Source organism: Pararobbsia alpina (assembly GCF_965118125.1).
In the GTDB taxonomy this organism is placed as follows: Bacteria; Pseudomonadota; Gammaproteobacteria; order Burkholderiales; family Burkholderiaceae; genus Pararobbsia; species Pararobbsia alpina_A.
Genome location: NZ_OZ221287.1, coordinates 3,570,848 through 3,591,385, shown reverse-complemented (window position 1 = coordinate 3,591,385; position 20,538 = coordinate 3,570,848). Strand labels below are relative to the sequence as shown.

Here is a 20,538-nt window from a genome sequence, read left to right as displayed (position 1 = left end):
CGTGGCGCGCAACACAGTCAAAGAGGAAGCACCATCATGGATAGGCTGGAATCGTTCCAGTTTTGCGAGGCGTATCGTACCGGATCGCGTGGTCAACCAATATTGTTGTCGAAGGTAACGTGCCCCTTGATACACGCGGCCCCTTGACCTTAGATACCGCGGTGCGCCGGGTATTTTGCAATCAGTCTGTCTGTCGGCAAGTTGCGAGAAAACTTTAGGGTTTGTGGCGGAAACAAGGGTGCCTGTTCATCCGGGTGCTTGAAAAAAGGGGCAAGCGCCGACGATGCTATGAACCATAGCGCAATTGGCGTCTTTTTTTCTTCGGACGCGTGGCCTCGAGGGCGCGTCCCATGTCTGCGCTGCTAGAACCCTTTAAATAGCGTCTGGCGATATTGATCGGCGTGTCTTCGACAAGCATTCTCAAAACGATGACGTCGTCGACCAGCGCATACACAGTTTTCGAAAGTACATCATCGAGTGGCCGCCTCGTCGATTGAACCCCGACGTAGGAGCTCTCCTTGATGAAGTAGGCAACGACTTCGGCCTGAGCAAGGTCGAATTTGTCGTCGAGGAAGGCACGCCGCGTAGATTCACCCGGCTCCGCGAGCCGGACGCCATCAGCGCGCGACATCGCCACGATTGCAAAGGGGGAATCTGCGAAGCCAGCCACGGCGTGCGCCACACCGACAGCTGCATCTGACTATGCAGTGTGGGCAATTAATTGGCGCCTTCCGGCTTAGTTTCTGGCATAGCGCGCCCGCAAGCCGCCGCAATCCTTCAAGCAAGGGCGCTCTTCGACCCGCGCCTTCCATGCGAACAAATTCGACAACTGCTGAATCGGAGCGCCGGAACGCTCATGCCACATCGATGCCCATACGTAGGCATCGATCACCGTAAACCCGTTGCCGGTGAGATACGTGCGCCCATCTTTGAGCCAGTTGTCCAACCGCGAGTAACCGACGCCGACAATCCGTATTACGTAACAGCCGAAGACTCATATCCTCGGCTTCCACGCCGATCGCCGTGAGCGCGTCGCGTACGATGTTCCCGAGGGTGGGCACGGTGAGCGGCTTGCCGTCCTTATTGGGAAAGAGGGCGATGCCTTCGGTCTCCTCTGCAGCTCGTTGCCGAATTCAGGCCTCGAGCACTCGTAGACCGCATTAAAGATGTCAACGTTGCGACTATAAAGGTCGTCAATTCGGGACTTCGTTCGCCCCGACAGCCGGGCAAACCATAGCCAGTATGGGTTTTCGGGGCGCGAATTAAAGTCGTCAATTCGCTCTTGAAGTGCGCCGGCCGACGCACTGCCGTGGACGGGGTCGATACCGACGTACTCCGACCGCATCGGGAAAAACGCAGTCACGAACCGTCGATCGCGGTCGCCCTCCAATTTGAATAGCCAAGGCCTCGTCCCTCCCGCTCGATGACCGGTTTCTGGCGAGCAAATCGCCGGGGTACTGCCGCAACCCGGCCAATAGTTGCCGTTCGCGCGACCCACGAGGCGGTCGGTCCAACGGCCGGTTCGCCTTCGAAACCTGCCGGATGTCCGATGGGAGCAACCCGGCTCTTGCAGGCATCCGACGCACACGGCCAAATGTCGGCGGGCGGTTGTCAGCCGCCGTTGCACACGACGTGATACTGGACGACGTGCGGCCGTGAATCGTTGCGAGTTGTCATCAGGTCCGCTACACGCACGCGTGAGCACGCAGCACGAGCCCGGCGTCTGAGTATTTCAAGTATTTGCTGCGAAATCGGATTTAGCCGAAATGGATGGCGTGAAGCTGATTTCTCGGATGCTTTCCCAGATTGCGCTGAATCTGCGACATGTTTCGTGAAGGACAACACTTGTCGCGGTGTCGAATTGGAGGCTAAAAGTAGCCTCGTCCGAGCACCGTATCAATGGTGTCATCTTCCGTTTCAGGGAAACATTCGTTTATGTGCGCAATGAATCGTTTGAAGCTACTCAAATGAAGCGGACTGCTGTCTAGGAAACGAACGTAGGCATCACGTCCGCGTCGCCTGCCTTCGCTGGTGCTGAAATCACTTCGGACGTTTGAAGCCAGGCGCTTTGCTTTACGTAAGACGATGACCTCATCGATCGAGGTTAGCTTCGTCGTTATGGGCGTCATATCGAGATATTCGCAGAGCAGTACATATCGCGAACCCGGCACCGCCCGCTTCAACTCGTTCGAGGTCTGTGACGCTTCTTGAAACATAGTCTTATCAAGATTCGTTTTGATCTCGGTTGCGAAGTGTGAAACGTAAAATTTCTTGCTGAATATCGATCCGCCATCAGGGTCGTCCGTGATGGTCATCCGATGTGTCTTCGCCACCGAGAAATCTTGATCTTTCGTTTTTAGAAAAACACCGCCCGGCGCTCCAAGGCCGAGGAACGGAGACCCAAAGCTGAGCCCTGCAAACGAAGAATGCGGTCCACAAACGATATTTCCCAAGCGATTGAGACCCGGAACCAGTCGCGCATCGAACAAATACGGCAGGAACTCCTCGAGGACGCTGTTGGACAGTTTCAGCTGGCCGTTTTGACGATAGAGGAAACTGTCGTCAGCATCGTAAATCAGATCCAAGTCGATAAACCGTTTGTACGAGTTCAGCGCGTCTATGAATATTGCCAACAGTTCGTCGCCTTCGCCTTGCGCCTCTCGGAGGATCCCGATCCACTCGCCGTAGCGTTGAATCGCGAGATCGACGCGAGTCATGTCTCGGTCAGGGAGGTTGTTGTTTGAGCTAAGTGCGACGAGCTTGTCTCCGTGCGTCGCGGGATGGACTACTTGCATTGCTTGACCTTTCTCTTTCTATGTGCGTGTTCTTGCAGCGGCCTAGTACGGTGTGTCGTCGAAAGCCAACAGTGGCGATGGCTGTACTTTCTTGAAGCCTGTTATCGCCTCTTGAAGCGCTTCCGCGTTCTTTTCGGGCGCGCTACCCAAAGCATTAGTTAGGGCCCGTTGTCCGAGCGATCGCGCGAAGTCTAGAGTGATGGGAGTGCAGCCAACCCGCCGTGCGATTATCACGTCTTCGTATATGTCTTGCCCATAGCGATTGCTGAACACACGCTCTTCGGCTTGCAGGACCTGATAGTCCGCGCTCTCCGTCATAAGGCTCTCGATGAGGTAGGAGTTTCGGAACGAACATCCCAGCACGTTCGACTCCCTACCCACAACAAAAACGACGGGCGCTCCCTGTCTGCACACTCGCGCCAACTCGTTCAGAACCTGTGCCATGTCCATACAATATTGGACGACAGTCAGAAATCTGTTCTGACGATGTTTGCGATTGGCGCCTATCTCCGAGCGAGCTGCGTTCAAAGGGTGCCAGCCCAATAACTCCGCGGCGGGCCGATAATTCTGGTGGTAATTAAACACGTTGATGTAGGGCGGGGACGTGACTACCGCGTCAACAGTTTCAGAGTCGATGGCCAAACTACGCGCGTCACCGAGAAAACACTTTGCGGACCCGTCGTAGCACTTGAGTTCGTCAAGCAAGCTTGCGACAGCTGAAATTCCGCGTGCGAGGAGATCGTGCGTTAAATTAGGCTTGTCGCCCATGCCAAGCAATATGGCGGCCGTAAGACATTTCTGCAGCGCCGGATCGCTGCCAAGACCCTTAGCCGCATCTATGACATGCTCGGGCGATTGATCCGAAGAGAAAAGATCAGAACTAGCGTTCGTTGATCGCATATTCAGCAAGGTGGACTTCAGCCGAGCATATTCGGCCGCTGGCCGGCCGCTCAACGATGCTAGAGAAGCAAGATGCCAAGCCGCTGGGTTAACCTCGGAGCCTATTCCAACACTACCTCGCTGAGCGGCCTCGAACAATACTGTTCCGCTCCCGCAGAACGGGTCGAGAACCACCGAAGCATCCGGGCAGACTTTTTCGAGCAAATACTCGACGAGCAGCGGTGAAAACTGTCCTCGCCAAGGCAAACGACTTGCACGCGATTTTTCGGTGATATTCAGTCTTGAGCTTTCAAGCTGGAACACGGGGAACGAGTCTTCGTCGAGACGACGTTCCGGTTCGAGATACATCTGTAAATCCTTGGAAGAAGAAGGGGCGGCGGGCGGCCACTCCGCGAGACATTGAGATGATAGCGCACCGCGTTGGACTTGGCGCCGTTGGCTACCCCGGTGGGCAAAAAGCTGCATTGCACCGCCGATTCCTGAACGGACTTCTCAGTTCGTGGCAACGGCGAGCGATGACTATTGGATGGCCTCGGTGAACAAGCCGTGCCTGTTGTCTGCAACGTAGCTCGTGTCACCGCGCCCGTTTCTCATGCGCGCGCAATTGTCTCGCGTGTTACGACATCCTTGCACATTTCGGTGGGCAGCTAGCAGCAACTATCGCCTAGACTTGCGCGTGGTCGAGCCTTCACCCAGTGTGATTGACGCCCGAGGGAGTCTTGTGAATCTGGCGGTTCAGTTTGCCGACGGTGAAGTCACCACCTAAATAGATGAACGGCCGCTCCTTCTTGGAATCGGCCATTGCAAGCGGATATGGCGAGTGACAGTTGAGGGTCGAGTTGAGCCGACCGCGTGGGACCGGGTTCGGCCATAAGCGGTCCTAGCTATGTGTCCGCTTTGGCGATTGCCAATACATGGCAATCGCAACGAGTCCCCCTCACGTCGCAACCGAAATTGCACCCTTTCCAAGGATGGGCCGTTCACCGATCACGGGCATTGCATCGACCATGCGTTTAAGCGGACATGACGCGGTCACCTCGGGGCAGAGCTTGCCTTCGCTCCAAAGTTTGCATAGGCGTTCGAACTTGGCATCTAATGCCAGTATGCGTCGCCTGGGCGGACGAACCGGAGAGCGCCATGGATATTTTGGGAGTCGTACAGCAACTTCGCGCCGCTGACCCGGCGCTTGACTACCTCGGAGCCGACGAGGACGTTCGGCCCGGCAAGTTCCTTGAGTTCATGCTCACGAATTGGCGCGAGACGGTGAAGATGGTGCCCAGCGAAGCCTTCCCGTTTCTGCCGGGGCGACCTCATGGCGACGTGGCTATGTACCGGGGAGAGTCCAGCGTCTATCCAACCTCCGGGCCGCCCCTTCTGCGGGGCGTCGAGCCTGGCACACGCAAGGCTGCCGCGCTCAAGTTTCTGGAGAAGTTCCGAGTCGCGGAGCTTGAACTCCTAATGCAGGACCATCCGTTCATGGAGGTCGCACGTCGTCGTAGATTCAACGTCGACTTTCACGCACTCGCGCAGCACTACGGCATTCCCACATCCCTTTTCGACGTCACCTCCAACATCGAAGTCGCGGCATTCTTTGCAGTAGCCAAGTGGAACCGCGTCCTAAAACGATTCCAGCCGGCCGCATCGGGGCGTGGGGTCATGTTCAAGTTCGACTGGCAGAGCATCGGCACCGGATACACGCGGCACTTTCAGCCGGTCGGCTTCGGCCCAGGGCTTCGTCCGGCTCGCCAGCACGCCTGGACGTTCGAGATAGGCCGAGAAGACTTCCGGCATTTGCCGAAGCTAGTTCAGATCATCGAGTTCGAGCACTCGTTGCCAGCCTCCCAAGTTCTTTTCGACAAGTTCAACCAAGGCGACTGGCTTTATCCCGACGACTGTTTGGCCAGCCTCGTTGGCAGGGTTGATGCGCGGAAATTCGTGACCGACTCAGCCGTTCGCCACGCGGCCGCCAAGGACGGCGTGCAGGTCACCCCGCCTAGGCTCCTTCAGTGGATAGATCTCCTGCAGCAGGAACTCGGCATCGGGTGCGAGGAAGTGAGGCTGAAGCTCGAGCCCGGCGAGATCGCGTTGGCAGAGTCACAGGCTGCCAGGCTGGAGGCAGACTTCGATGCACATCGCGTCGCTTTTCCAGTCGTGCGCGAGGAGCGGGAAAGCGGACGCAACAGCGGCGGATGTATTAAGTCACCCTGACGATCCGTTTCCCGAGTACTCCCGTGCCCAGCACCGTTCGGCCGGGTGAGTCTGACGCCAGTCGTGGGCGCCGTTCGATGGTGATGGCCACGCTCGTTTTACTCAGCGACGCGGGCTGGGCGGCTGCTTTGCGACATCCAACTCGTCCTCTCGAATGTCGCAGGTGGGTCGGGCTGAGTCCAGAGGCGCTGTCGACAGCCTAGGTACCCCTCTGGCCATCGTGAGCGCTGAACGCAGCACCATCGTCTTCCTGCTGCACGGCCGCGTTAAGGGGTGTACCGAACGCGGCAAACTCATGTTGATATGTGGCAATATAAACGCTACCTATTCGGGGCAACATGGTGGAGCGCTATGGCGCTAACACGTGACTTCAAACGAACCGTATTGGCACGCGTGCAGGCCGATCGTAAATTCCGCAACGCTCTGCTCAAGGAAGGCATCGAGACAATGTTGGCCGGCGACGTGGACAGCGGCAAAGCGATCCTGCGCGACTACATCAAGGCGACCGTCGGCTTCGAGCGACTCGGCGTCGAAACCGGGCTGGTCCCCAAGAGCCTGATCCGCATGTTCGGCCCGACCGGCAATCCGCAGGCGCGCAACCTGTTTAGCGTCATCAGCCACTTGCAGCGCCGCGCCGGTCTTACGCTGCACGTTACGGCGCGGTCCTAGTAAATCGGAGAGCTGCCAAATGTGGAGCGACAACGAAACCGCCCAGGACTACTTGAACTTTGGAACCGTCGCCGCAACGGTAGCCGAGATTATCGAGAACGCTCGCGACAGACCCGTGTCGATCGGCGTGTCCGGGGTCTGGGGGGTCGGGAAGTCGTCATTGATTAAGCTCGTTCACGCCGCGATTGAACAGAGGGCCGTGGTAAACGGCGGTGCGGACCCCAGCAAGTTCATCTTCGTTGAATTCAACGCTTGGCTTTACCAAGGCTACGACGACGCCCGCACCGCACTTATCGAGGTTGTCGCGTCAGCTTTGACCAAGGAAGCCGAGTCGCGCAAAACTGGCTTGAAGAAGGCCACGGCGCTGATGAAGCGTGTGGAATGGTTCCGAGTAATGAAGCTCACAGCTGGCACTGCAGCATCGATTGCACTTGGACTGCCTCCGACAGGCCTGATCGGGGAGGCGGTGGCGATCGGAAAGAAGCTGTTGGACGGCGAGGCCGATCGGGAAACCCTTGAAGAAGGCGGCAAGATCATTGGAGAAGCGCACGAACAGACAAAAGGTTTGTTGAGGGATCGTCAGGTCATCTCCCCGCCAAAGGAAATCGAGGCCCTACGTCGCGGCTTTGAGGAGACGCTGAAAGAGATGGGCGTCACCTTGGTCGTATTGATCGATGACCTGGACCGCTGCCTTCCAGAGACGACCATCTCGACGCTCGAAGCGATTCGCCTGCTGCTTTTCCTTAAGCACACTGCATTTGTCATCGCCGCTGACGACCAGATGATCAAGCATGCCGTCAAGCGGCATTTCCAGGGCGTGGAAGACAAGTTAGTCACGAACTATTTCGACAAGCTCATCCAGGTGCCCATTCGCGTGCCACCCTTGGGGACGCAAGAAGTCCGCGCCTACATGATGCTGCTGTTCATCGAAAATAGCAGTCTCGAACAGCAAGAGAAGGAGAACTTGCGCGAAGGTGTCTGTACACAGCTCAGCAAGACATGGCAGGGCTCTCGAGTCGACACAAAGTTCATAGCCACACACCATGGCAGGAAGCTGCCAGATGACCTTCTTGCGCGGCTCGATCTTGCTGACAGACTCGCGCCTTTGATGACGAGTGCCGAAGGCATAGCCGGAAATCCGCGCTTAATCAAGCGATTTTTGAACGCTCTTTCGATCCGTATGTCGATGGCTCGCGCACAAGGAGTCAGTGTTGATGAATCAGAACTAGTAAAAGTTCTGCTGTTTGAACGCAGTGGAAGCACCAAGGCTTACGCTGACTTGGTCAAGGCAGTGACCGAAAGCGACGGCGATGGAAAGCCGAAATTTCTGGCTCAACTCGAAACCGTGGCAGCTACAGGCAACGATGCGAAGCTCCAAGCGCCGTGGGACGACAAATTCCTACAAGATTGGCTGCGCTTGCCCCCGAGCCTCAGCGATCGGGACCTGCGCGCCGCGCTCTATGTGAGTCGGGAGCACGCGCCGCTCATCACTGCCGAGGACCGGCTGTCCGCTGAAGCTGCGGATCTGTTGGAAGGACTTCTCGAACAGCCCGCCATGGCGGCAACAATCAAGCCACGGCTTGCCGCGCTAAGTCGATCGGAACTTGTGGTGTTGATGGACCGGGTTTTGGCGAGGGCACGCCAGCAACAAGAGTGGGGAACGCCGCCGATCTTGGAGGCGCTGCTCACGCTAAGCGACATAGACCCCGCACAAGGACAGCGCGTCGCAGCCTTCATGCGAGAGCGACCCGGAACGCAGATCAAGGCAGGGATCATTCCGAAGCTCGCCGATCGTGCCTGGTCAACGGACGTTTTCGACGCGTGGCTAGATGATGTCGAGGTGGGCAAACCAGCGAAGACCGCGATAAACAACAGGAAGAAAAATGGGGACATCGCAATCAAGTAAAGGATCGCCGTCCGGTGTACCGATGGTGCCACCATGGGTGCCAGACTTGCCCTTGCCACCACCGCCCAATCCACCTGTCCCCCAGGAAGGCGCACCTCCTGATACGGACGCGACGCCAGGCAGCGTCCCCCCGCCTGCGCCGCCCAAAGAACCGATCCCCATGGCGCCGGCCGGCCGTTTCAGGGCGACCAATGTCAATCTTGGCGAATGGGCCCGTACCGGCGACCGCGGTCAACTGAAGCGCGGCATGGGCCACTACGTGGCCAAGGGCTACGCCGGCAGCTCTACCGCTACGAGGCGGATGGCTTCGACAGCTCAAACCGCCAACTCTCTCTTCACCGCCCTGGGTGGCGGCGCCGCGAATTCCTTCGCGGCGCCGGGAGCGCCGCTTGACCCAGCACTGACCGCCAGCATGTCGGCTGACGAGATCATGGACGCTGTGGTTGAAGCCGTACGGCCCGTTGACGGTACACAGGACTCGGAGGCAAACAGAGCGGCGATCATGGACGCGCTCTCGGATGTACTAACTGAGTTTCCAGATGCAGATTTGCGAAACCTTCTCCCTGAGCAGCGCGAAGTAGCCATTGAGCGCTTCGTCGCAGCCGACATCTTTCGCCGAGTGGATCTCGACATAGGTGCCAAGGTCCTTGCCAAGGCTCCCACCGCGGCCGCCGGCATGGGGCGGATGCGAGAGATGCGGGACTTTGTGCGAGAACACGTCTCAGAGGCGTTTCGCAAGGTGCGAGCGGCCGGCCAGACGTTCGTCGCCAGCCGCGTAACACAGATCGTACAGATGGCGATTCGCGAGACGTTCACCGTTTTTGAGAGCTACGTCGAATGAGACTAATCTGCGCACCCTCCGGATTCGACTTTGCATCCGTAGAGAGCGACCTGGAGGTCGTACTCTTCGGCAGAGCCACAGTAGCCGGCCGAGGAGCAGCGGGCTATGCGCTCAAGAACGAGTTGCTACGCCAGCGTGTCACGCCTTCAGCCAAGGCTTGGGACCTGCTTGCAATAGCGCTGTCAGCGATTTGCGCCGATCTTGCGGGACATCGCGACTTGAGCACTGACGGTTGGACAAGGCAGTTTGAGCTGACCATCGCTGTCCTAGACCCCGAGTTCTGGTCGAGCCAGGTGGCTACCCTTCAAGAACTGTTGGCCTATTTGAGCGGTGACAGATGGACCGTCCATTTTGTCGGGGGAGGCGTCGCCCCACAGTCTGACAAACCGCCCGAGCATCCGTTCGAGCAATGCGTCGTTCTTTTGTCGGGGGGCTTGGATAGCTTCATAGGCGCAATCGATCTTGCGGCACAAGGGAAACGACCACTTGCAGTGAGCCAGACCGTCCGCGGCGATGCAGAGAAGCAAGCTAAATTCGCAAGCGTCATAGGCGGTGGACTTCGCCATGTGCAAGTCAATCACACTGCCGAGATTCCAGACCCTGAAGAGCCACCATCGCAGCGAGCGCGTTCGCTTCTGTTTCTTGCATACGGTGTATTCATGGCCACCACGTTGGTAGACCATCATGCCGGTAATGTCGTACCCCTCTATGTCTGCGAAAACGGGTTCATCGCGTTGAATCCGCCGCTGACTGGCGGACGATTGGGGAGCCTGAGCACGCGCACTACCCATCCGGTTGTATTCTCGCTCCTGCAGCAAATCCTGGACTCTGCGCAGCTGCGGGTAAGAATCGAGAACCCCTACAGACTTAAGACGAAAGGCGAAATGATGAAAGAGTGCGCAGGGCAGCTTCTTCTCCAAGAGTACGCCTCGTGCACCACAAGTTGCGGCAGGTTCAAGAAGTTTGGGTACAAACACTGCGGGCGATGCGTTCCCTGCCTTGTAAGGCGGGCCGCCTTCTCAGCGGCCGGGCTGGTCGACACTACAGTCTATGTCTACGACGATCTCGCACGCGATGACGACGACCACGCTGGCTTCGAGGACGTGCGTGCTGCTCTCGTGGCCGCAGGCGTCCAGAAAAGCATCGGGACGCGCCGATGGCTCGGCGCGACCATTAGTTCCTCGCGAATCTCCGATAAGGCATCTCTAGCACTCACCGCCGAGCGCGGACTGGCGGAAGTCGCTGCGCTATTGAATGGCATGGGCGCCAAGTGATCGATTTCCACGCCCACCTTGACCTCTACCCCGATCCGTCATCTGTGGTCCGCGAGATCGACCGGTTGGGCATGTATGTGTTGTCAGTCACGACAACACCAAGCGCGTGGACACGAACAGCCGCCATCGGCAACGGTTCCCGCCGGATACGAACGGCGCTGGGGCTCCATCCTCAGCTGGCCCACCAAAGGTTCCCCGAGCTTTCGCTGTTTGACGAACTGTTCTCGCAGGCTCGGTACATAGGAGAAATTGGCTTGGACGGCGCACCTGAATTCAAACTGCATTGGGACCGCCAACTTCAAGTCTTTACGCATATTCTGGGCCGATGCTCGCAGGCCGGCGGAAGGGTAATGTCCATCCATAGTCGTAGAGCGACAACAGCCGTTCTCAAGCAGCTTGCGTCTTATCCTGCGGCGGGAACGCCGATATTGCATTGGTTCAGCGGCAGTCGCAGTGAGCTTTCGAAGGCTATCCTTCAAGGCTGCTGGTTCAGTGTCGGGCCTGCGATGCTTGCCACCGAGAAGGGACGATACATCGCGAACGCAATACCCAGAAACCGAATCCTGACTGAGACGGACGGCCCTTTCGCCCAGGTTGAGAGGAGAGCCGCATTGCCATGGGATGCCGCTTTGGCTGTTGATGCCCTGGCAGAACTATGGGCCGTTGGAACAGATGTTGTCGCCGAACAGCTAAACGAAAACCTTCGCAACCTTTTAGCGGCACACTCGAGCTAGCCAGTCCCAGAGCGACGGGAGACCAAGAATGACAACAACCAGCCCAAGCGTTCCAACGATCTACAAACTGACCATTGAGCGCTACCGCGGCATTAAGCATCTCTCATGGCGGCCGGCGATTGGCGTGAACCTCATCCTCGGAGGTGGCGATGTCGGCAAGACAACGATACTTGATGCGGTTAGTCTGCTGTTGAGTCCGACGAACAGTGCAACGGTGCTCGACAGTGACTACAACTTTCGCGACGAAGGAGCGGAGTTCAGCATCGAAGCGGTGATTGCCTTGCCGTCAGGCGACATAAATCAGCTGGTCAAACCGTCTTGGCCTTGGAGCTGGAACGGGCTCGATGCAATCGTGCCCTCCCATGATGAGAACAGTGCACTTCCCGGCGAGGAGGTCTACCTCTTGCGCGTCCGGGGCACCGCCGACCTGGAACTCAGCTATGAGATCGTTCAGCCGAGTGGCATGACCGACACCCTGCCGGTCTCGTTTCGCCGTGCAATCGGCCTGGTGCGCTTGAGTGGTGACGACCGAAACGATCGCGACCTGCGGCTCGTGCAAGGATCGGCTCTCGATCGCCTGCTGACAGACAAAGGCCTTCGCTCGCGGATGGCTAGCAAGCTTGCTGAAAACGACGTGCGCGGCGAACTGTCGGACGATGCACGTAAGGCTCTAACCGATCTGGACGAGGCGTTTCGTAAGCGCAAGCTGCCCGATGAACTTGATATCGCCGTCACTGGCGGGCAAGGCCCATCGATCGCGTCCCTCGTCGGATTGACAGCGAAGCGAGAGACGATACAGCTGCCCCTGTCGAGTTGGGGTGCAGGGACCAGGCGGCTGTCGGCGCTGGCCATCGCTGAACAGATTCAGGGAGGCAATCCGATCACGGTTGTCGATGAAGTCGAGCGCGGCCTGGAGCCGTACCGGCAGCGCATCCTGATGGATAGACTGCAGGCCGCAACTTCACAAGCATTCATCACGACACATAGCCCTGCGGTGATCTCGGCCGCGGCGAAGGCATCGCTCTGGTACATGGACCAGTCCGGCGGACTGGGGCAACTCACAGGAGCGAAGGTCGCAAGGCTGCGCGCGACTGATCCTGATGCCTTCCTTGCTCGGCTGACTGTTGTCGCCGAAGGCGTCACAGAAGTCGGATTCGTCCGGTCGCTCCTCGCGAAAGCGCTGTCTTCGGAACTTCAGCCTCTTGGCTTCCACGTCGCCGATGGCGGTGGCCACGACACGACAATCGAACTGCTTGAATCCTTGTCCAATGGCGGCATGCAGTTTGGCGGCTTCGCTGACGACGAGAACAGGCACCCGACGCGCTGGGCCAAAGTACAGAAGCAACTCGGCCCACTCCTCTTTCGTTGGAAATCGGGCGACATCGAATCAAACATCGTGGACGCGCTCGACGATAGCAAGATCGAAGTCTTCATCACGGACCCCGATGATGAAAAGACCGGGCGCCGACTGCGGTCGCTGGCGATGCGCCTCAAGATCGAACCGAAGGACTTTGCCAGCATCAAGGCTGCGGCGGGGGCCGAACTCAAGCGGTTCATCAAAGAGGCCGCTGGAGGAACCGTGCCAGAAGGCACGATCGAGGCCGAGAAGAAGACGTATGGCAAGCAGTCACAAGATTGGTTCAAGACAGAGCGCGGTGGTCGTGAGCTTGCCCAAAAGCTGTTCAGCCTGGGCGTCTGGCCCGCGCTCAAGGTGCAACTTCTGCCCTTCTGCAACGCCGTTCGCGCCGCAGCAGGGATATCGCCACTGGAAGACCTGTCATCTTGAGCGACGCGAGTGTCTACGACGCGATCCGCTCCGACGCCCAACTCGTCGTCGTAGAAGCGCCGGCAGGATGTGGCAAGACCCATCAAGGCGCCGACTACGCCAAAGCGCTATCAGAATCACCCGATGGGCAGCGCACGCTCATCCTGACGCATACGCACGCGGCATGCTCGGTCTTCGCTGGACGTACGAAAGAGGCGGGCTCTCGCGTTGAGATTGCAACGATTGACAGTCTAATCGCCAGCATCGCCGGGGCCTACCACGCCGGACTCGGCGTGCCCGCCGATACGGCAGCATGGGTACGCCAGCGCAGAGACGGCTACGGCGAGCTGGCGCTGCGGGTGGCTGCACTGCTCAAGCGGCACCCGATGATCGCCAAAGCCGCGGCGAGACGTTACCCCGTCGTGTTGTGTGACGAGCATCAGGATTCAAGCGGCGACCAGCACGCCATCGTGATGGCGCTGGCCGGGCAGGGATCGCGGGTGCGCATATTCGCTGACCCGATGCAGCGTATCTTCCCCGACAAGCCGGTCAAAGGGGGCCTGCCACGATACGATTGGAAGGCGCTGACTGGGGCCGCACAGGCCTTTGAACGGCTCGACTTCCCGCATCGCTGGAGTCGTGGGGGCTGTCCTGATCTCGGAGCCTGGACGTTCAAGGCACGTGAGACGCTGCAGAACAATGGCCGCATCGATCTAACTGCCGGGCTCCCGGACAGCGTCGAACTGGTGTTTGTCGAAAACCAAGCGCAAGCGCGCATGGATTTCCGGCCCGCTCCCGGTCTGCGGAAATCCATCGACGACTTTGAAAAAAGCCAGCCGTCATTGCTCGTTCTCACTCGCTACAACGACACGGCACGGGCGATTCGGGCCATGTTCTTCCGCCGCCTGCCGATCTGGGAAGGTCACACCAGGTACGGGCTTGACCGTCTGGTTGCGGCTATCCAGAACAACAAGGGGAACGCGGCAGCCATTGCCGCGGCCGTTGTAGGTTTTATGGACGACGTGGGGAAGGGCTTTAGTCCGTCAGCCTTCGGTGAGAGGCTGGTTCGCGAAGCGACTGAAGGTTGCACGAAATCCACATCGGGCAAGCCCGCCCTGATCCAGGAGCTTGCCCGCACGCTTATGACCGAGCCCGATCATCGAGGCGTAGCGAAGATGCTCAGGCGTTTGTGCGACATGAAGGAGCAGCAGGCAGCGTTCGGCGCCATCGAGATCGACCACCAGAAAGAATTCTGGGAGGCCGTTCGCTTGGGTGACTACGAAACCGCAGATATCGGCCTGGCTGAGATCACGCACCGCCGCACCTATACACGGCCAAACCCTCCGGTGCGCGCCATCAGCACGATTCACAAGGCAAAGGGCCTGGAATGTGAAAGTGTCATCCTCGTGCCCATCAACGCAGAGACGTTTCCAGACAAGGAGGACGCGCGTTGCCTCCTGTACGTAGCATTGAGCCGTGCCACACATCGCCTACAACTTGTGCTCTCGCGAGCGAACCCAAGTCCACTGTTCGTTCTTTAGCATGGGGCCATCCGGTCCACGCACGTTCTCGTGCTCGGGGGCTTGCCATTCGGCAGCCGTAGCCGCAGGTGCGGGCTGTTGATCAAGTCCTGCTTCGAGGATCGACACGACCGAGCGCCACGTGGGCGAGCCTATGGCCAGGGCGCGCTCGCAAGCAGCCTCGAGCCGTGCTTTGCCGTATTTGCGCGCAAGCGAGAGAAGCCCCAGACAGGCTCGGTAACCCATCTCGGGATGCGGTTTGTGGGTCAACTGGTAACGCACAACGGCCTCGGCGCTGGTGCCAACGGAGGCGCCCCAGTTGAGCAAGCGCCCCGGTGTCCATTCCATGTGCGCTCGATGCGCAGCCGGCATGTGTTTGGCAATGGTCGTGTGCTGCCCCTTGACGCGACTGCGAGCGTGAGCGGCAACACGTCGGCCACCGTGTAGAAGCTCGACGCTGTATCGAGTCACGCGTGCCCAAATCTCTTCACGCACGAGGTTGTGAGGCACGCTGTAATAGTGGCCGCCGACCTCGACGTGGTAGTCGATGCTCACACGGCACTTGTGGAAGGTCGCGATCTCGTAGCGCCGCACCGGCAACGTACGCAACGTTGGCTGATCCAGTCGTTCGAACCATTCGCGACGGTTGCCATCGAACTTCTTAAATGGCCGAGTGTTCAAGTCGGTGACCAGCGCCGCAATGGCGCGGTTCAGTTCGGCCAGACTGAAGAAGCGGTGATGGCGCAGATGAGCGAGTACCCAACGCTCGACGATTTGCACGCCGACTTCGACCTTCGCCTTGTCCTGCGGTTTGCGCGGACGCGCCGGCAACATCGCCGTGGCGTAGTGGTTCACGAAGTCTTGCGTGGTCTCGCCTAGCACCGGCTCATATCGGTCGGGGCGTGCGATCAGTGCTCCGGGGTTGTCGGGCACGATCAACTCGGGCACGCCGCCAATGAATTCGAGTGCGTCGCACAGACCGCCGATTCAGTCGGCCGTCGTTTCAGAGCGTGTCGCGCAGGCGAAGGTGTAGCTCGACGCGCCGAGCACGGCGACGAACACGTGCGCCTGGAAGTCGATTCCGCCATCGCGCGCGAAGATCGCGACCGTGGGTCCCGCGAAGTCGGTGAACAGTTTCTCGCCGGCGCGATGTTGCTGGCGCATCGAGCGCTTGAGCGACTGTGTCCAGTCTTTGTACTTCTGGCAAAACTGCGTGTAGCGATAGCTGCGCTGTCCGGCCGCTGCTTCGACATATTCTTCCCACAGCAACTGCAGGGTCACGCCCTTGCGGCGCAACTCGCGGTGCAGCACCGCATAGTCGGGTTCGATACGACGCGACGAACTCGCCGCTTCGGGCAACGTCGGATGCAAACGCGCCTCAAGCTCGTCGTCGGATAACGGCTCGACGAGATCCCAGTCAAGCCTGGCCTGACTCGCCAAGGCAGCAAGCTTCGATACTGCGCCTACGCTGATGCCTACGGCCCGACTGATCTGCCGATGAGTCAAGCCGCACGCCCACTTCAGTCGCAGGACTTCCTTCGATTTGCGCATGCTCGTCCGGTGTGCCGGCATCAGTCCCTCTTCGCAAAAAGCGAGCAGGCTAACGCCACGGTTCAATACATGCGCAACAGCATCGCCAGGTTCAAACTCGGCTTACGTTCCGGTTACGTGATCACGCGTTTCGCTAACGTGATCAGCCATTCCGGCATCGTGATCGCTCGTTTCGGAAATACACGATCAGCGATCACGTTCAACCGAAACGCGTGATCACGTTCGTCCGGAATCCATGATCACATTCCGTCGGAATGGGTGATCACGCTCGCCGGAATACGCACTTGCCAGCACTCCGGTTCGGAAACCATGAAATTCTCCGACTGACCGCTTCGGAGAAAGGCATCTGACCGAAGTGGGTCGATAGGGCCGACCCGAAAGGCTGCGACGTGTCGCGGCCTGGGTGATTTCGTGCAAAAAAAGAAGGCGCCGACCCGAGGGGGCGCCAGGCGTTGGCCTCCCCGCCGGTCTCGAACAGAGCTACGAGGCCGTGGTGCCCCGCCGCCTCGCAGCCCTGATGCGGTCGCCAACCCGATCGAGTCCGAGTCCGTCGACCGATGTCACGAGCGCAAGCAGGACGAGGATCGGCAGTGTGATCGTCAAGAAGTCTCGAACTCTCATAGCGGCAACGCCTCGGCGACGGCCGATTGAATGCTTGTTGTATCGGCACGTTCGCGTTCTAACACCAACGTCCGGGCCCGCATGCCGATGACCTCGAACCCGGCATCATGCAGGATGCGGCACGCTTGCGACACCTCCGTTCTCGAATGCGTCTCGAACATGACATATCGCGTTTTACGAAGCGTCTGAACAGCACCTTTGAGCGCCTCGGCACCGTACCCTTCGATATCGACTTTGAGCAGATCGATGATCTTGAGATGGTAGTGCGAGAGTCGAACATCGAGCGTTCCGGTCTGGACCGTGCGCTGATGCTTGCGATCCTTCGCACCAACACTGTTCTCCCCGAAAAGCGGGTCGTCGAAGCTCAGTTGGATGGCCGAACCTTCGGTGGCGGCCAGTGCGCATGTCGTCGGAACATACCAGTCGGCGGATCCACCGATGCGGCTTTTCGTAAAGGCGTGAGCCTCCTCCATCATGTCGAAGCCGAACACGCGCGCCCTCGGATTGAGGTGATGCCACCAGCGCACCGTGATGCCGATGTTCACACCACAGTCGACGATGACCGGATTCGGTGCTGTTTTCAGGTGCGCTTCGATTTCGGCATTGCGCAGTTCGCCTTTGCCGAAGTTGTCGTGAATATTCAGGATCTCGTCGAGGGTCGAGACGGCCCCGAACACAGGCAGTTCGAGCTTAAATGGCACCGCACGGAGGGTCCGAAACAGCCAGACCCAACGCGCTTTGCCACCGATCAATTTTTTGAGTTCTCGTTTCATTGGAATGCGGGAATCAGTTCGAGCGATGCTCGGTGGCCTCCGCTACAGGGAACGGAGGCCGTTTTGGGTTGCGCCTAGCGAGACGCCGCGGCGTCCTGCTCCAGATCACGCGAGCACGCTCGGAACACCGCGCGGCCGATCAGCCCCTGGGCTTTCAGTGCCAGAAGCCGAGCACGACGCACTTCGACCGGCTGAGACGCGTCGCCCACTGCGAGCCAGACAGACGCGACCAGCGATCGGCGAGTCACGCGGCGCGCAGGCACGTACAGGGCGAGTGCGAGCGGTCCTAACAGCACGCCGCTCAGCACCCAAGCCCAGCGACCGAAGTCACTGACCCGATTGACGCGTAGTTCATGCATGTCGGCGAGGATGCCGAGCACGGTCAGCAGCGCGGCGATCAGCCAAAGTTTTTCTTTCACCATGGGCGTTCCCCTCAATATACCGTATACGTAACTGGAATATGTTGAATGTGTATTTAGAATTTGCTGATGGCCCATCCCATCCACGACCGTCGTTACCAGCTTGTCGCTTCAGAACTTGCCGCGATTCGCAAGGAACGAGGGCTGCTGCAGATCGACGTCGCTGAACGACTACGACGGCCTCAGGCCTATGTGTCGAAGGTGGAAAGCGGCGTCAGACGGGTCGATCTGATTGAGCTGATCGACTTTCTGGCCGCCTTGGAGATGGAGCCCAAAGCGTTTCTCGACCGAATTCTCGAGTAGCGAGCCTGGGCACGAGCCGTCAGTACTCGTCGGGCAACAAAAACGTCGTCGCTGACCGGTCGGATTCGGTGATGACCCAGAGCTTGGTTCGGTCTGGCATCGTGTAGATGGAAATCAACCGCAAGCCTGTATCGATGGAGAGATCGTTTTGCTCGCGGTCATCGTCCGACACATCGCCCCAGTCTCCTGAAGCATGTCGAACCAGTAGCTGCGTGATCGAGACACGGTTCGTGCGAAGCGTTGCGAGTCCACCCGGCGTGATGACGAGGCGGCCGAGCTTGAAACGGGGTTGCAGTTCGTAAAAACGGTTGTCAGTCATTTCGAATCTCAAAAAGTCGGGACGTGCGAAGGCCTCCGGAGAGAACCGGATGCGGAGCACGTACAAGGGGTTGGAGAGGGGTGGGCGGAATGCGCCCTAGGGACGAAGCTTGAGAAGCTGATGCCGCAGGGAAGCGGCTTTGGCTTGTGAGCAGCGTAGGTACTGCCGGATGTCGGAGACCGTCGGGCGGATAGTGCCCTGGCTGACAGCGTGACTGAGCCGTTCGAGTTCGGTCATTGGCGGTGACTGCCCCGATGTCTCGGTTGGGACAGGCACGACGCTCGGATGACTATCGCGTACCTCGGCCGAATCGGGACTCAGCGACGCGATCCACCACAGGAAGCTGCCAAGACATTCCACCACCAGCGCGAACAACACGCCGGTGAGCACGTTCACAGCGGCGGCGGATTTCCCCGATATCTGCGTAAGCAGTGCGGTGACCGGATCCATCTCGGCCGCATCATGCAAAAGCGCGATCCGATCGGATGCGGCCTGCCATCGACGCGCCTCGTCGACTTCGGCATCGAGCGCTTCCTGTTTGGCTGCCAGCGATGAGATACGGGCTTCGAGCGAGGGACACGGTGCGATACACCGCTGTGTCCTTGCATAAGCAAGCCGCCCCACGACACTCGCCCGATCGTCCTGAACTGCTGAGAGCGTCCGCCGGGGTGTCGCGGGAGGAAGAATCAACGACACCCGTATTGCACCGGCATCGCGCTGTGCAGACAGAAAGAACGTCACGTGCCCGTAACAGGTCGTCACGATGCAACACAGCCAGATGAGTGTCGCCACGGCACGCTGCGTGACTGGCGTGCCGCGGCTAATTGCCGGAATCACGTGGACGCTCGTCGTCAGCACCGCACCCACTGCGATCCAGACAATGCGTTCGGGCATGGAGCCGCCACGCTGCCAACTCGCCAGCACTGACATGCTGACTGCCGTGACGGTCGCAAGGCTCGCGACGATCACGGTCATCCATCGGGTCAGCCTCATGCCGCATCGATTCTCAGCGAGGCCACACGTCGGTCGAGCTTCTGACGCAGGCGCGCCGTAGCCGGCGGAACAGAGGTAATGTCTCTCGATGGGGCGGGCGAGCCGGAAAACCCGGCCGCCGCATCGGAGTCCGATCTGTCGGCGTTCGAGAAGAATTCTTCGGCAACGGCTGAACTGTCTTCGACGCTCTCCTCAAACGCCCCACGACCGAAGCCCGCGCGAGCGGCTTGATCCAACGCCACCTGATCAAAGCCGGCTGCCTTACGGCGACTATCAACCTCTCGGGCCTGATGAATAGCCTCTTCAAGCGTGTTGCCCGAACGCATCGCGAGGTCCACGTAATAGATTGCGGACCGATGGCTTTGCGTGGTGGACTTGCCGCGCAGCTTCAATTCCAGCGGCAGGCAGGCTAGCAGATTGCCGGAGACTGCGCCGAAGTAGTGCAGCCGCGCAGCGAGCGTTCGGATCGAGTTATACGACGTGGTGCGGAAGATGAACGAGCCCAGCTCGTCCTCGTCGCCGACCACGACGTTCAGCCGCCCGTAAGGTTTGCAGTTGCCTGCTCGCCCGAATGCGCAGCCGTCCGGTGAGGGGCACGGCAGAGATTCGATAGCATTGTCGGACGCCCGTTTGCACGTCTCGCCATTGCCGACGCAGACGGGCCGTCCGGAGTCGCGATCGAACAGCGCGTACTCTGAGCGCAGATTGAGGTCAGGATCATTGAACAGCAAGCGCACGGGTATCGAGCGCAGCTTCCCGACGTTTGCTTTACGCAGCGATTCGTTGAGCGGGTGCAGTAACCACCCATCTCGATTCTGGACCTGGGTCGTGAGCGTGAACTGGTCGTCCTTCTGGGGAAGACGTTTGCCGTTCTTCTCGATGACACGGCCGATAGAAATGCGCCCGATCACGGGCGGTGTAATGGCCAGGCCTTTGAGCATGGCGCT

General features: G+C 59.1%; 17 protein-coding genes and 2 pseudogenes. 9 read left to right on the top strand and 10 right to left on the bottom strand.

All coding sequences use genetic code 11. The features are described 5' to 3' along the window. Positions 1-400 precede the first annotated feature (400 nt). The 4 genes and pseudogenes from ACMFWR_RS15520 to ACMFWR_RS15505 all read right to left on the bottom strand — a co-directional run. Positions 401-625: pseudogene (locus ACMFWR_RS15520) on the bottom strand (tRNA uridine-5-carboxymethylaminomethyl(34) synthesis GTPase MnmE); the annotation flags it as partial. A 111-nt stretch (positions 626-736) separates the two neighbouring features. Further along, positions 737-946: a glutathione S-transferase family protein gene (locus tag ACMFWR_RS15515; RefSeq protein WP_413192498.1), complete on the bottom strand. Its 210-nt coding sequence runs from the start codon at positions 944-946 to the stop codon at positions 737-739. Positions 947-1,868: 922 nt separating this feature from the next. Beyond that, positions 1,869-2,795 carry a Bpu10I family restriction endonuclease gene (locus tag ACMFWR_RS15510; protein ID WP_413192497.1) on the bottom strand — a complete coding sequence of 309 codons (927 nt, stop codon included), beginning with the start codon at positions 2,793-2,795 and terminating at the stop codon, positions 1,869-1,871. A 42-nt stretch (positions 2,796-2,837) separates the two neighbouring features. Continuing rightward, on the bottom strand, positions 2,838-4,043 hold the full coding sequence (locus tag ACMFWR_RS15505) for a DNA methyltransferase (protein ID WP_413192496.1): 1,206 nt from the start codon (positions 4,041-4,043) through the stop codon (positions 2,838-2,840). A 789-nt stretch (positions 4,044-4,832) separates the two neighbouring features. Between ACMFWR_RS15505 and ACMFWR_RS15500 the strand changes: the two genes are divergently transcribed. From ACMFWR_RS15500 to ACMFWR_RS15465, 8 genes are all read left to right on the top strand, one after another. Beyond that, positions 4,833-5,903 carry an FRG domain-containing protein gene (locus ACMFWR_RS15500; RefSeq protein WP_413192495.1) on the top strand — a complete coding sequence of 357 codons (1,071 nt, stop codon included), beginning with the start codon at positions 4,833-4,835 and terminating at the stop codon, positions 5,901-5,903. 351 nt (positions 5,904-6,254) lie between these two features. Beyond that, the gene (locus ACMFWR_RS15495; protein WP_413192494.1) at positions 6,255-6,572 is read left to right on the top strand and encodes a DNA-binding protein; all 318 of its coding nucleotides are present in this window, start codon (positions 6,255-6,257) and stop codon (positions 6,570-6,572) included. A gap of 19 nt (positions 6,573-6,591) precedes the next feature. Then, on the top strand, positions 6,592-8,478 hold the full coding sequence (locus ACMFWR_RS15490) for a P-loop NTPase fold protein (protein ID WP_413192493.1): 1,887 nt from the start codon (positions 6,592-6,594) through the stop codon (positions 8,476-8,478). A gap of 160 nt (positions 8,479-8,638) precedes the next feature. Next, the gene (gene qatB, locus ACMFWR_RS15485; protein WP_413192492.1) at positions 8,639-9,319 is read left to right on the top strand and encodes a Qat anti-phage system associated protein QatB; all 681 of its coding nucleotides are present in this window, start codon (positions 8,639-8,641) and stop codon (positions 9,317-9,319) included. Next, complete coding sequence (gene qatC, locus ACMFWR_RS15480; RefSeq protein WP_413192491.1) at positions 9,316-10,593, top strand: Qat anti-phage system QueC-like protein QatC; 1,278 nt, start codon at positions 9,316-9,318, stop codon at positions 10,591-10,593. The genes qatB and qatC overlap by 4 nt, the downstream gene beginning before the upstream one ends. Next, positions 10,590-11,327: a Qat anti-phage system TatD family nuclease QatD gene (gene qatD / locus ACMFWR_RS15475; RefSeq protein WP_413192490.1), complete on the top strand. Its 738-nt coding sequence runs from the start codon at positions 10,590-10,592 to the stop codon at positions 11,325-11,327. The genes qatC and qatD overlap by 4 nt, the downstream gene beginning before the upstream one ends. Positions 11,328-11,355: 28 nt before the next feature. Next, positions 11,356-13,113 carry an ATP-dependent nuclease gene (locus ACMFWR_RS15470; RefSeq protein ID WP_413192489.1) on the top strand — a complete coding sequence of 586 codons (1,758 nt, stop codon included), beginning with the start codon at positions 11,356-11,358 and terminating at the stop codon, positions 13,111-13,113. After that, entirely contained in the window at positions 13,110-14,633 is a 1,524-nt protein-coding gene (locus ACMFWR_RS15465; protein WP_413192488.1) for a UvrD-helicase domain-containing protein, read from the top strand. Before ACMFWR_RS15470 ends, ACMFWR_RS15465 begins: the two co-directional genes overlap by 4 nt. Here ACMFWR_RS15465 and istA read toward each other — a convergent pair. The 3 genes and pseudogenes from istA to ACMFWR_RS15450 form a co-directional block, all read right to left on the bottom strand. Next, positions 14,583-16,184, bottom strand: a pseudogene (gene istA / locus ACMFWR_RS15460) (IS21 family transposase). The gene ACMFWR_RS15465 and the pseudogene istA sit on opposite strands and share 51 nt — an antisense overlap. A 596-nt stretch (positions 16,185-16,780) precedes the next feature. After that, the gene (locus tag ACMFWR_RS15455; RefSeq protein ID WP_413192487.1) at positions 16,781-17,329 is read right to left on the bottom strand and encodes an FkbM family methyltransferase; all 549 of its coding nucleotides are present in this window, start codon (positions 17,327-17,329) and stop codon (positions 16,781-16,783) included. 302 nt (positions 17,330-17,631) lie between these two features. Further along, complete coding sequence (locus ACMFWR_RS15450) at positions 17,632-17,979, bottom strand: hypothetical protein (protein WP_413192486.1); 348 nt, start codon at positions 17,977-17,979, stop codon at positions 17,632-17,634. Between the two features lie 66 nt (positions 17,980-18,045). Between ACMFWR_RS15450 and ACMFWR_RS15445 the strand changes: the two genes are divergently transcribed. Continuing rightward, complete coding sequence (locus ACMFWR_RS15445; RefSeq protein WP_413192485.1) at positions 18,046-18,279, top strand: helix-turn-helix domain-containing protein; 234 nt, start codon at positions 18,046-18,048, stop codon at positions 18,277-18,279. Positions 18,280-18,298: 19 nt separating this feature from the next. On the opposite strand, the gene ACMFWR_RS15440 is transcribed toward ACMFWR_RS15445, so the two are convergent. The 3 genes from ACMFWR_RS15440 to ACMFWR_RS15430 all read right to left on the bottom strand — a co-directional run bounded on the left by ACMFWR_RS15440 (position 18,299) and on the right by ACMFWR_RS15430 (position 20,532). Next, on the bottom strand, positions 18,299-18,598 hold the full coding sequence (locus tag ACMFWR_RS15440) for a hypothetical protein (protein ID WP_413192484.1): 300 nt from the start codon (positions 18,596-18,598) through the stop codon (positions 18,299-18,301). Positions 18,599-18,694: 96 nt separating this feature from the next. Beyond that, positions 18,695-19,591, bottom strand: coding sequence for a hypothetical protein (locus ACMFWR_RS15435; RefSeq protein ID WP_413192483.1), 897 nt, complete (start codon positions 19,589-19,591; stop codon positions 18,695-18,697). After that, positions 19,588-20,532, bottom strand: a complete 945-nt coding sequence (locus ACMFWR_RS15430) for a phage capsid protein (protein WP_413192482.1) — start codon at positions 20,530-20,532, stop codon at positions 19,588-19,590. The genes ACMFWR_RS15435 and ACMFWR_RS15430 overlap by 4 nt, the downstream gene beginning before the upstream one ends. Positions 20,533-20,538: the final 6 nt, after the last annotated feature.